The sequence below is a fragment of the Vibrio owensii CAIM 1854 = LMG 25443 genome, assembly GCF_000817815.1.
Classification (GTDB): Bacteria; Pseudomonadota; Gammaproteobacteria; order Enterobacterales; family Vibrionaceae; genus Vibrio; species Vibrio owensii.
This window is the reverse complement of sequence record NZ_JPRD01000049.1, coordinates 153,017-165,250: the sequence shown is the minus strand read 5'-3', so window position 1 is coordinate 165,250 and position 12,234 is coordinate 153,017. Positions and strand designations below refer to the sequence as shown.

General features: G+C 43.6%; 9 protein-coding genes and 1 tRNA gene. 7 read left to right on the top strand and 3 right to left on the bottom strand.

The window, feature by feature from the left end; all coding sequences use genetic code 11:
- Positions 1–50 precede the first annotated feature (50 nt).
- Positions 51–845, top strand: a complete 795-nt coding sequence (locus H735_RS23620) for an AraC family transcriptional regulator (protein ID WP_020197229.1) — start codon at positions 51–53, stop codon at positions 843–845.
- A 38-nt stretch (positions 846–883) separates the two neighbouring features.
- Here the strand turns inward: H735_RS23620 and H735_RS23615 are convergent, their stop codons facing one another.
- Positions 884–1,240: a DUF3024 domain-containing protein gene (locus H735_RS23615; RefSeq protein ID WP_020197228.1), complete on the bottom strand. Its 357-nt coding sequence runs from the start codon at positions 1,238–1,240 to the stop codon at positions 884–886.
- Positions 1,241–1,539: 299 nt separating this feature from the next.
- Here H735_RS23615 and H735_RS23610 point away from each other — a divergent pair, with 299 nt between their 5' ends.
- Positions 1,540–2,367, top strand: a complete 828-nt coding sequence (locus H735_RS23610; RefSeq protein WP_020197227.1) for a phosphate ABC transporter substrate-binding protein — start codon at positions 1,540–1,542, stop codon at positions 2,365–2,367.
- Between the two features lie 65 nt (positions 2,368–2,432).
- On the opposite strand, the gene H735_RS23605 is transcribed toward H735_RS23610, so the two are convergent.
- Positions 2,433–3,113: a MaoC family dehydratase gene (locus H735_RS23605; protein WP_005440645.1), complete on the bottom strand. Its 681-nt coding sequence runs from the start codon at positions 3,111–3,113 to the stop codon at positions 2,433–2,435.
- Between the two features lie 330 nt (positions 3,114–3,443).
- Here H735_RS23605 and H735_RS23600 point away from each other — a divergent pair.
- Both H735_RS23600 and modF read left to right on the top strand, forming a co-directional pair.
- Positions 3,444–3,534 (top strand) — tRNA-Ser (locus H735_RS23600).
- Positions 3,535–3,907: 373 nt separating this feature from the next.
- The gene (gene modF, locus H735_RS23595; protein ID WP_020195294.1) at positions 3,908–5,356 is read left to right on the top strand and encodes a molybdate ABC transporter ATP-binding protein ModF; all 1,449 of its coding nucleotides are present in this window, start codon (positions 3,908–3,910) and stop codon (positions 5,354–5,356) included.
- Between the two features lie 4 nt (positions 5,357–5,360).
- Here modF and H735_RS23590 read toward each other — a convergent pair whose 3' ends face one another.
- Positions 5,361–6,827 carry an EAL domain-containing protein gene (locus H735_RS23590; protein WP_020195295.1) on the bottom strand — a complete coding sequence of 489 codons (1,467 nt, stop codon included), beginning with the start codon at positions 6,825–6,827 and terminating at the stop codon, positions 5,361–5,363.
- A 448-nt stretch (positions 6,828–7,275) separates the two neighbouring features.
- On the opposite strand from H735_RS23590, the gene H735_RS23585 reads away from it, so the two are divergent.
- From H735_RS23585 to H735_RS23575, 3 genes are all read left to right on the top strand, one after another.
- Positions 7,276–8,010: an IclR family transcriptional regulator gene (locus H735_RS23585; protein WP_005442559.1), complete on the top strand. Its 735-nt coding sequence runs from the start codon at positions 7,276–7,278 to the stop codon at positions 8,008–8,010.
- A 6-nt stretch (positions 8,011–8,016) separates the two neighbouring features.
- Complete coding sequence (locus H735_RS23580) at positions 8,017–8,856, top strand: arginase (protein ID WP_020195296.1); 840 nt, start codon at positions 8,017–8,019, stop codon at positions 8,854–8,856.
- A gap of 326 nt (positions 8,857–9,182) precedes the next feature.
- Entirely contained in the window at positions 9,183–12,200 is a 3,018-nt protein-coding gene (locus tag H735_RS23575; RefSeq protein ID WP_020195297.1) for a DUF6701 domain-containing protein, read from the top strand.
- Positions 12,201–12,234 lie beyond the last annotated feature (34 nt).

Sequence of the window (12,234 nt, the reverse complement as noted above, 5' to 3'; positions counted from 1 at the left end):
CTCAAATGAGCGCCTTTTTTGTATGTCATACAAGAAAGATAAGAACGAATATGCCGAACATTGAGATCATTCGCTTTAATCACTTCACTGCTCGCAAAAGTGAACGCTACACCGCTACACACAACGGCTTATACGTTGTTGAAGAAGGCTCACTCGTTATTAATCAGCCTAGTGGTGAACAAATTGAACTAAACGCAGGAGACTTTACGCTTTATAACTCCGCAGATTTGCGCAGTGCTGAAGCCAAACCAGGCAATTTCAAAGCACTTGCACTCGTCTTTGATATTAGTTTGTTTAGTGAGTTTAAATCTGTGCATCCTAATGTGCAGTCAGAGACCGAAGAGCGCCGCTTCTACCCTTTCTCTTCAGAAAGCCAATCATCCATTGCACAGCTTAAAGACACGTTAATTGAGTTAGCAGACAATAAAGCACCTCAGTATGCTCAAGGTCATATTGCCCTCGCCCTACTCTCATTGATGGTCGAAGTGCAGCCGGACATTCTGTCAATCATTGATGATGCAAGCAGCCTAACCGCCTCTCAGAAGGCAATTAAGTACATCGAAAAGAACATTGAGAAAGACATCACCTTAGAAGCCTTAGCCACGCACATGAGCATGTCCATCGCGACATTAAAACGTAGGTTGGCCGCGGAAAACCTCTCGTTCTCGCACATTTTGAAGGTGAAACGTATTAACCACGCAGCGACACAACTGCGCGTATCGCAGAAATCGATCACTCAGATTGCATTTGAATCAGGCTTTAAGAGTGCCGCCCACTTCAGTACAGCATTTAAATCGATTTACAGCATTACGCCAAAAGAGTTTCGTAGCCAAATCGCAAAGTAACGATTAGCACGTTACGCACCAGCAGGTTGAGAAATCTGTTAATCCCAGAAACACGCTTGAGGGTCGCTTTCTAATTCGGCGAGAAGCACCTCAAGCGTTTCACTACTCGGTAGCTTTTCATAAGGTACCCAGACCAATTCTTCTTCACGATAGATCGGCACATAAAAGCACCAAAGCTGAGTTTTAGCATCAAATAGAATTTTAGCGATGGGAGACGTGTATTCACTGTGTTGTGAATCAAGTAAGAAGTGCGCATGATAAAGCTCGACACCGTTCTCTACAGGCTCGTATAAGCACTTCCCTAGCGCTTCGACTGGCAAATTTACATTGCGCCTAGCGCAGAGCATTTGAACCAACTTGTGCAAGCGACTGGTCGCCATTTGAGACACGGACATGAGCGTACTCCTGATATGTTGTTCTTAGTATATACCCAAGTGCCTGAGAGAGGCAGAAATCACCATCGGGGCATGCGCCCGCTCAAACCTAGAATAGCATCCCATTTGATGCCGAAAAGCTAACTGCGTCACCTCTTTCGCTTCAAATCAGTAAAACCCACCCACCCGATATTATTGATAGTTATCAACATAAAGCGAGCGCAATCGATCATTCGCTATGGATATCAATCTGCATTCACAAAAGTGTAACCTGAACGAAATATGATGAGCGCTGCTATATACCGTATATGGAGTTAAATATGTTACGTCTTTCTGTGGCGACCTTACTAGCCATGGCTCTGTCCCTTCCTTCTGCTATGGCAAAAGAAGTCAATATTTCAGGTTCAACCTCTGTTGCACGCGTAATGGATGTATTGGCTGAAGAGTATAATAAAACGCACCCTGATGATTACATTGCCGTTCAGGGTATTGGCTCAAGCGCAGGCATCACGATGGTGAACAAAGGCGTGGTTGAGATTGGCATGAGCTCGCGCTACCTAACGGAAAGCGAGAAAGGCGAAGACCTCAACGTATTCCCTATCGCTTATGATGGTCTTGCCGTTGTTGTTAACCGCACTAACTCTGTAGCCAACCTTTCGGAACAACAATTGTTTGATATCTACAAAGGTAAAGTCGACAACTGGAAACAAGTCGGCGGCAACGATCAACCTATCGCCGTGGTAACACGTGAAGCTTCTTCTGGCTCTCGTTACAGCTTTGAAAGTTTGCTAGGTCTTACCAAGATCATCAACAACCGTTTGGTTTCAGACATTAACCCAAACAACCTTGTGGTAAACAGCAACAGCATGGTGAAAACCATTGTCAACCATAACCCACATGCGATTGGCTTTATCTCGGTTGGCTCTGTTGATCGATCAATAAAAGCCATTCAGTTTGAAGGCACGGATCCAACGGCGAGCAACATCGCTAACCACAAGTACAAATTGGCGCGTCCATTCTTGGTTCTGTACAAGGTCGATGGTCTGGATAAAGCCAGCAAAGACTTCGTGAAGTTCCTGAAATCGGAACAAGGTCAAAAAGCGATTGCAGATTACGGCTACACACCAGTAAAAAGCTTTAATCAATAAACCGCAGACATAAAAAAAGAGAGCCAAATTCGGCTCTCTTTTTTTGTTTGAATCTTAGAATGCAATTAGAAGTGCAATTGAATCACTGAAACAACCACAGCGCCTGGTCGACGAATGCCTTCAATTTCTACTTTGATTTCACGCTCAATCTCAAGACCTTTCTTGATTGGCGTGATTTTAGTTAGTGTACTTGACGCACGTACGTTGTTGCCTGCTTTCACTGGGTACGGGAAACGTACTTGGTTCAGACCTAGATTCACCACCAATTTCGCTGTTGGGAACATTGGATTTTCTGGATCAACAGAATCGGTCAACTTAGGCAGAAGTGCCAACGTAAGGAAACCATGAGCAATCGTAGTTTTAAATGGGGACTCTGTTGAAGCACGTTCTGGGTCAGTATGAATCCATTGCATATCTTCAGTTACCGAGCCAAATTGGTTGATACGCTCTTGAGATACATGAACCCAATCACCCACATGAATCACTTCGCCCACTTTCTCGCTTAGCTCATCAAATAGAACTTGCGCTTCAGGTTTTAGGACAATTGGATCTGGTTGAGAAATGACTTCCTCATTTACAGCTGGCTGCTGGTGATCACGCACTTTAGAAAATAAGAAGCTGCTTTGTGCTCGACCTAAAAAGTCACCCCAATAATCGCGTAGCGTTGGAGACATCCAATTCATAAACTCTGATTGGTGAGCGGAAATCGCACCAACTTTGTCTTTAAATAGATTCGTGACTTTCATAAAAACCCTTCGATAAATTCAAGCACAACTGGCTATACCAGTTAATTTTGAATTAACTCACACTATGTTGCAAATACTTTCGGGCGAACACATGTATACTCAAAGTCATTTACTTCTTACTTTTCATAAAGATAGCAATAAAACACTATTTTATTAAGTAACCACAACATAAAGTAAATAATCTACAAAATACTGTAACAACTACCCTTTTTGATGCTCTTTCGTACCAATCCTCTCTATGGATGTGACCACAAAACAAGCAAACAGTTCTTTTTCATTAAAACAATGCTTTACAACGTTTCTACCTCACCCTATTATACGTCCCGCAACGGAGAGATGGCTGAGTGGTTGAAAGCACCGGTCTTGAAAACCGGCATACGTTAATAGCGTATCTAGGGTTCAAATCCCTATCTCTCCGCCACATTCCAGTAAAGAGCCCGCTAAGAGATTAGCGGGCTCTTTCGTATTTCAGTGATTTAAAGGGATTAACCCAAATCCCTCCTTGAATGCAAGCCCAGACTAGGCGTCCCCGAACTCCCCCCACATTTAGAAAGCCCGTTGAGAAATCAACGGGCTTTCGTCGTTTTGAATCTTGTGAAATACAGAACAGCTTGTTCCCTCTTGGTTTGCTCCCCCACTACGTACTCTTACCTTTCACTTTCCTATAGATTTACTGACCAACTCCGCACTTATCGCAATCGACGAAAAAATCCGCACATCAATTCGTTCTATGAAGACTCAAGACTTGTTATAACTAGGAGCAAGATAACAATAAATCATGGAAGACAGACACAATGCCGATTCAATTTCATCAGCTCACTGCAAAGGAAAACACTTCTACTCTCTCTATCGACGATTGGCAGATTGAAGCCGGACAGTCATGGGGTATTTTTAGCTCTGAGGGCGATATTAGTTCGATGCTTGGTGACTTACTGTGCGGAGAAATTAAGCCTGAATCCGGTCAACTGAACATTGAGGGTTGCCATATTACTCAGGTATCCCTTTCCGAGCAACAACGATTGTTGGAACTCGAGATAGAAAAGGACGATACCGACTTTCTTGACTGTATTGACCAAGGCAGTTCCGTTTACCAGTTGATTTTTGAAGTCTGCCAAGATGAAGTCTTCACACAGACTCTGATTGAAGATCTCGACCTTTCACACTTAACTGAAAGCGGTTTTCGAGTGCTTTCAACAGGCGAAACACGACGCATTATGCTTGGCCGAGCGCTTGCGGCTAAACCTGACCTCGTCCTGCTAGATAACCCATTCACTGGTTTAGATATCGCTCACCGTGCGTCATTGGCTACTTACCTTCAAACACTCTCTCAATCAGTACAAATGCTGATTACCTTCTCTCGTGAATCTGACATGCCTGACTGGATAGAGCGTATTGCGCTGTTTAATGGTGGCAAACTCGATAGCACCATGGACAAGCAAAGCTGGGATAAACACCCTATCATCGCACAGATCAAATCCCAGTCTGAAAAACAAAGCGAAGAGATGATGACGTTGATTCGTCAGCATCAACATTCAACGCACTTCGATAATCCTATCTTTGAGATAAAAAACGGGAAAGTGGAATACACCGAGAAGACCATTTTCACCGACCTAAACTGGCGTATCGATAAAGGTCAACACTGGCAAGTGAAAGGACCAAATGGTTGCGGGAAAAGCACGTTATTGGGACTGATCTTTGGCGACCATCCACAGTGTTACAGTAACGACATCCACATCTTTGGTAAAAAACGCGGCACTGGCGAGACCATTTGGGAAATCAAACAACATATTGGTATGGTGTCTTCGGCATTGCACCTCCAATATCGCGTCAATTGCAGCGCTTTAGAGGTGATCTTATCCGGATTTTATGACTCAATTGGTCTCTATTCCCAGCCAAGTAAAAAAGAAATCAACATCGCGAAAGAATGGCTGTCGATTCTCCACATGGAGCAGTACGAGAAAACCTCTTTTAAGCAACTCGAATACGGGCAACAACGTTTACTACTGATTGCACGAGCCATTGTAAAACAACCGACGCTGTTGATTTTGGATGAACCATACCAAGGCTTGGACTACTTGGGGCGAGTGCTGGTGAAAAACACGCTAGAGCTAATTGCCAAAGAGAACCTAAGCCAGCTTCTTTATGTTTCTCACTATCAAGAAGATGGCTTGGATAGCATTCATAACTATCTTGAGTTTAAGTTCGATGATCAAACTCAGTGGTACAAGGGTTACATCGATTAAAGCCCTATTTACTGCCGACCACTTCTGCGTATGGGAGTGGTTTGGCATATAAATACCCTTGATGCAGTTTCACGCCAAGCATGTTTAAATATGCCGCCTGCTCTCGGGTTTCTACACCTTCGGCAATCAAATCGACTCGCAAATCCCCTGCTAAACGCACAATCGCATTTAATACTGTAGAATTCACGCTCTCAATACCAATTGTGTCTATGAAGCATTTATCTATCTTCAGATAATCAACCTTCATGTGTTGAAGTACCGCCAGTGCGGTCTGCCCTGTACCAAAGTCATCAATGAGCACCTGAATACCATGTAGCCTTAACGCTGTAATATGGTTGCGTGCGTTGCCATCAATCAATTGCCTTTCGGTAATCTCAATGCTGAGGTCAACGTTGTACGCTTTCAACTTGCGATGAATCGTTTCAATTTTTCTTATTATATGAGAACCCGTGAAATAGCCCGGAGGGACATTCACACCAAGATGAATCGGATGATCAAACTTTTCCTTTGAGAAGTCCTCACACGCTCTATCCAAGACAAAGTCGGTAAGCAATTCAACCAAGCCGCTCTCTTCTGCCGCAGGTACAAATTCATCAGGAGAGATGAAGCCTCGCAGTTTATGCGGCCAGCGGATCAAGGCTTCATAACCAAACGTCTCTCCCGTACTGGTATCTACTTGAGGTTGGTAATACAACACGAGTTCACGCTTCTTCAGTGCTTTTTTAAGTTCGGAGACAAGACTTCGCTGAGGGTCGATAAAGCGATTAATTATGAAGATCAAAAGGTAAAACGCGAGCAAAATAGGAATGGCAGAAACGATATAAGAAAAGCGTTTTTGCTCAACGTAAAAGTCACTGGCTTCCACTAATGCCTTATAATCAAACAGCTTTGAGGAGCCGAGCGACACGGCATTTTCGCCCTTCATAGAAGCATCTTTAGGTGCAGAATCCTTACCAACAAACATGGCCGAACGCTTTAAACGTACATCACTACGATAGCCAATAGTCGCGCCAAAGTGGTCTCTATCAACGATAGTAACGGCTTGGTATTCCGGAGCATCCTCTTTTGGTGTGATCAGAAATAAGACTTGGTCAGGGTAGCCTGTAATATGGCCTAAAGTGAGCTCTCCTTTACGATATAGCTGGACATAATTGTCCATCGGACGATCCATTGCTCCTAACTTCGAGGAGCAAATAATCTGGCCATCTTTTACAATCAGGGTCTCGTCGATGTGCCTTTCAAACATCAAATTTTTTTGTATCGCTTCACAACTTTCCGGATTAATCAGAGCGGTCCGATTCTCTGTCTCTATTTGAAACAGAATTTCATCCGCAACTTGGAGGTTTTTATCAAGAATATGGTCTAGATTTCGCTGGACGCTTTGATGCGCTAAATAGAACACCTCCGCGACGATAAGAGGTAACGGGAGCAAGTATATGATGGCTTTTTTAAAAAGCTCTTTATTTATCATCTAGAAGTTATCTCTTATCTTTAAGAACAAGGAAGAAGAAAGCCATTAACACTTACTCATCAAACACTTAAAACACTCCAGAGTAAGCAGAGGCATTAATCAGCGCTACAGATTGAGTATGGTTAACAAGCTACAAAGGTGCAAACATAACAATGAGTTATTGATACATGGCTCATTTCAGAGACAGAGTGTATCAACATTCTTGCTTTCATAGAGATGAGTGAAGAGAAATTCACACAAAATTTGCCTATCTCCCTTCTTCCCAAGTCGTTCATAGAGACATGGATACCTTGTCAGTCAGATTCCCGTTGGCACCCAACTCAGGCAAAGAAAACATTAATAGGCTATTTTCTCACTGTGTGAGAATATCCATTTCTAATTATTTTCCTTTTCTCAGCTATTAAGAATTATAGTTGTTGCCTACCCATTATCACGTTACAACACGCTCATGACGACAAACAAAGCCAACGCTAATCAGGTAAACGAAAAGGCGCTGCAATTGCTAATGCAAGTCGCAGTTAGTCAGTTCCCAGTCTCTGCGAAAACGCTCAGTGAACAACTGAATGTACCTTTGAGCAGTCTTTATCGACACTTGAAGCTACTCAAAGAGTGGAACCTGATTGAAGAAAGCGTACACGACAAAACATTTGTAGTTGGTCCTGCCGCCCTGCTGTTAATGCACAGCTATGAAACCGCTCAGCACGGTTTGGATATGGTGGAAACCATCCTTGCTCGCTTGGTTCAACAAACGGGTGAAATGGCGGCTTATATGGTGCCATCTGGTTATCGTGCGCTTTGTGTCAGACAAAAAGAGAGTATGCAGGCGCTTCGATGCAGCTACGTCCAGGGTCAAAGTCAACCATTGCTTCGTGGCGCCTCATCTAAGGTGATGCTGGCTTTCATGCCTCAAAGCCGTTGCGAAAAAATCTTGCGTCATTTTGGGCAAGATCATCGTCTCAGCGAGTGGGAACAAGAGCTCAGCACCATCCGTAAGAACGGATACGCTGTTAGTACATCAGAAATTGATCCTGGTGTATCTGGCATCAGCGCACCAGTCATGAAAGGAAGTAAGCTGATTGGTGCAGTCTCTGTGATGGCTCCGGCCCACCGAGTCGAAAAGGATAAGCAGCGTATCATTTTGCATGTGTTGCAGGCAGCGAGGGCGTTGCCGCCAGAAAGGTAATTCACCATGTTGAGCTTTTTCAAACGTTACAAACTTCATCGAGCTAGTAAACCTATCCACCACTACCCTTTTTCTTTTATGACGGTATGTGAGCATTTAGCCCCGATGAGCCATGGAACGTTTGAATTAGCTGACCAAAGTTTAGAAAATGCCCGTGATTGGCTTTACCAACAACATGATCAGGTCTCTGCCGCTAACCTTGGCCATTTTTCTCATCACCAAATCGATAGTGGTGACTTTCAAGAAGCCCTCAGCTTATCTTTGTCACGCCATTCTATTCCGGTCGTTCTATCAAATTGCACAGAAGCTATTCTGTCGATGTTACCGGTCGTTGTTTGTGATAACGATGAGATAGGTATCATCAATATTGGCCATAAAATAAACCTCAATGCGACACTGGAACCGCGAATTGGCTCAGCCTTTCACTTTGCCTTGTCTCGTTACCAAAACGTCCATCTATTTTTCGCTGGTGTGAGCGAACAAGAAACCAAACAAGAAGCATGGGAATACGCCGAAGACCAAGGTTGTGATTGGGTAACAGACCGAGAGTTTACTTTCCGTTACCGCAACCATCTTAAGCAACATGTGGGCAACTATCTTGATCATTGCGATCAAATCGTCATGTCGATTGATTTGGCATCACTATTAACGAAAAACAATTTAGACGGCACGCCTGCGTTGGATATTCAGATGGTACTTCGTACCATTCGTCTGTGTTTGGTTTCAGGAAAGATAAAAGCGATTCAGTTAATCGGTGATCGAGATCGTCTTATTTACTCGAAGCAAACCAAAGCAATTCTTGAAGAGTTGTATCAAATGGCACCATTGATTGACCACGCCGCTTAGTCAGTTTTATAGAGATAGAGCCATTGTCCGATTTGGCTTAATCTCTAACCTTTAGCTATCACCTCTAAATCACCCTTTCTTATTATTTTCTAACAATTTATTCCCTCAAAAGTGCGACACACTTCAGGCTCAAGACTTGAACTCAGATCACATTCAAGCTTTAATACCTGACATATGAACTTGGTATAACATACGAATAAAAAAACACCGCAGTTCAATAAGTAAGCGACACATAAAATCAAAATAAGAACGCTTATGCCTTTTCTGTGAGTACTTTACTCACTCTCGCTTGGTGCCATTAAGTTCCACTAGATTTAGGATACTTGATGATGCGCTTTATTAGCCTTTTAGGTACAGCACTTCTCTTCCCTGTTTATGGTCAAGCGACGACTTATGACGTCGCTGATCTCACACAACTTAACGTAATCTGCAGTTCAGCATCGGGCTTCACTATTGAAAATGACGGTACTACTTACTCATGTAGTGGCAAGATCGAATTACCTGTTGGGCACGCGATTATTTCATCTCTGCCTACCGCAAGAATTACTCTAAAATCCCATGCGGGTATGACTTTTGAAGGCAACAACAAAATTGGCTCTTCGGACAAACCGATCGACCTTACCGCTCCAGCAGCCGCGATCAAAGTGTTAAACCAAGACGCCAACAATATTGATGACTATCGTGCCAAGCACAGCGTTATCTTCGGTAACCTTAAAGCCTCATACCCTATGTCAATCAAAAACCTACTGCTAGAAGGCAAGATCGATCTTATAGGCTCTGCTTTAACGGTTACCGGGCAATACAACTCCATTATCGGAGATATCGTCACTCATAGTACAACTAAGCTAACCAACACAAACGTATGTGGGAATGTCGAATCTAATGGTCACTTGTTCAAGATGGACACCTCGAATTCATTAACCAAACACTATGTTGTTGGTGATATTGTTGCTCACAGTACCTTAGAGCTCAATGGTGTTACGGCTTACGGCACGGTTCAATCTAAAGGCGCTTCAGCCACGATTGGTGGAGCCGTTTATGATACGGACACTTCGGTTAAGTACTTTCAAACACTTAACTTTTTGGCTGATACCGAATTATGTGGTGACGTACTAAAACTACCAACGGTACCAGGCTTTTCTCAGATTATTAACGGCTCACCTCAACGCTATTGTGGTATTGGGTTATCTAGTTGTGACTATGCTTCTGATGTGTGCCCTATTACCGCAGAAGACATTCCAGTATGTAGCATGCTTCCCCCAACCGAAGATGACTTCGACCTTGTTGTCACACCAGCAGAAGACATGGCGTTAATGTGTGGTGATGAGTTGCCTCAGTTTACTGTAACCACAACCAACAATGGTGAAGTAACCAGTGCTCAGGTGTTAGCTTCCCTTTCCGATCCTGACCTATTCACGCTTGAGATGGTTGAAGGAAAACAGAAAATTGATGATTCCAACTTCATCTCAAAAGACGACGGTACGTTAGTCGTCAAAGTCGAATCTAACGATATCGACGCTATCTCGCTCGATTCAAATTACACCCTCAGTTTTACAATTGTCGATGACATGAAAAAGGCGCAGACGGTGCAGTTTATGTTTACGCCATACATGTTCGAAGCTTATGCAGAGGATCTGAGTTCACTTGATGAAATCCATGTTATTGCTGGTAAATCAAAAACCGTGAACACACGTTTATTGGCTTGTGCTGCAACGGGTGAACAGGTTATTGCGACAAATTACGACGGAACACCCCAAGTCACCCATCCTCTCATCAAACCTGTAGGCGGCAGTGAAGGAAACTTCAGTTACTCTGCCGAGTTCAAAGACGGCCTCTCTAGCCATGGTTTAATTACCAATGAATCAGGTTTGTTCTCCGTCAGGCTCTCCGATACGTTCGAATGTACGGGGTTTCAGGAGTGTCCAGATGAAGGTTCGGTAAAGGTTGAAGGAACATTTGATGTGAAGTCACGACCTTGGACGCTAGCCATCTGTGATGGTTCAACAGCACTGGCCTCCGGCACTTCCGAAAGTGGACCGGGCTTTATTGCTGCTGGCGAACATTTCTCTCTCACAGTGAAACCGATCGTCTGGCAAAGTGGAGGCTCATTAACTAAAGAAGTAAATACAGAAAACTACTGCAGTGCTGACATCACCCATAACTTCATGTTGGAAGATGCCCCAGCAGCCAGTATCGTTTTAAGCAGTAAGCAAAAAACACCCACCGAAACCGCAAGTCAGACGAAGAAGTTATTGGAAAGTACTTTATCACTCACTCGTAGTCATACCGAAAGCGAGAACTCTCAATACACCTTCTCCGACTTGTACTGGGAAGAAGTTGGTAGTTTGAAGATTAAAGCGAAATTAGACAGTCAATATTTAGATATGACAGTCAACACAGGCTATCGAAATGTTGGCCGCTTTTACGCTAAGTACTTCAAGGCGCGTGAAGCCAAATGGACATACCCAACAAAGCAAGACTTCATTTATATGAATCAGCCATTTGAGCGTGTAAGTTATGACGTGGTCGCACTTAATGCAAAGAAAGAAGATATTCAGAACTACGTGTATTTCAATGCCAGCCTTCGTGAACATTTTCATTTAGGTGAACTAAGTAACTACGTTAATCGCTTTATTCCACCAGCTGCTAACTCAGTAGAATGGAACTTGGTCGGAGACGCAAGTATCGGCACGTTCACAATCGAAAAAGCCTCAGGAAATCCGAATTGCGACAATAGCCCTTGCTGGGAAAAAGATGAAACAGACGGAAACTACCCTGATGGTCCATTCAACAAAGACTCGAACTCAACCAAAAGCAAAATTGGTTTAGCGTTTGTTGAAGAGGTTGATGAGATAGATTTCTATGACGATTTACATATCTTAAAACAGCAGCCAGATATCCGTTTTGGCAGACTCAACTTTAAAGACGTTGGTGGCAACCAAGGTATGACAATCAAGGTTCCACTGGACGTCGAAGTATGGCAAGACGGTCGCTTCGTGACCCACTTTGAGGACAGCGCAACCACGGCCAATGGGCAGCATCATACACGCACGCCAATTTGGTCTAATTCTCCGGCTGATAACACTTTATTATCCGGAGAAGGCACCATGCTTGCGGGCAGAACCTACGATATCGTAGCCAGCCAAGTAGATTCAGCACGAGAGCAAGTTCGCTTCCATTTAGACTTGAGCAGTGCAGGCAATAACTTACCTTGGCTCAAGTACAATTGGGATAAGAGTGACGCAGACGAAGATAACCCGCCGACAGTAGTCACGTTCGGAATTCATCGTGGGAATGACCGCATTATTTATCGTGGAGAACCCAACTTCATTGGGATGAACTAAGAGCTTACCAACACAAACAAAAACGCCCCTCTCG

Excerpts from the sequence above, each read along its gene's own strand:
- H735_RS23620 (WP_020197229.1), top strand. The coding sequence starts at position 51 with ATGCCGAACATTGAGATCATTCGCTTTAATCACTTCACTGCTCGCAAA.
- H735_RS23615 (WP_020197228.1), bottom strand. The coding sequence starts at position 1,240 with ATGTCCGTGTCTCAAATGGCGACCAGTCGCTTGCACAAGTTGGTTCAA.
- H735_RS23610 (WP_020197227.1), top strand. The coding sequence starts at position 1,540 with ATGTTACGTCTTTCTGTGGCGACCTTACTAGCCATGGCTCTGTCCCTT.
- H735_RS23605 (WP_005440645.1), bottom strand. The coding sequence starts at position 3,113 with ATGAAAGTCACGAATCTATTTAAAGACAAAGTTGGTGCGATTTCCGCT.
- modF (WP_020195294.1), top strand. The coding sequence starts at position 3,908 with ATGCCGATTCAATTTCATCAGCTCACTGCAAAGGAAAACACTTCTACT.
- H735_RS23590 (WP_020195295.1), bottom strand. The coding sequence starts at position 6,827 with ATGATAAATAAAGAGCTTTTTAAAAAAGCCATCATATACTTGCTCCCG.
- H735_RS23585 (WP_005442559.1), top strand. The coding sequence starts at position 7,276 with ATGACGACAAACAAAGCCAACGCTAATCAGGTAAACGAAAAGGCGCTG.
- H735_RS23580 (WP_020195296.1), top strand. The coding sequence starts at position 8,017 with ATGTTGAGCTTTTTCAAACGTTACAAACTTCATCGAGCTAGTAAACCT.
- H735_RS23575 (WP_020195297.1), top strand. The coding sequence starts at position 9,183 with ATGATGCGCTTTATTAGCCTTTTAGGTACAGCACTTCTCTTCCCTGTT.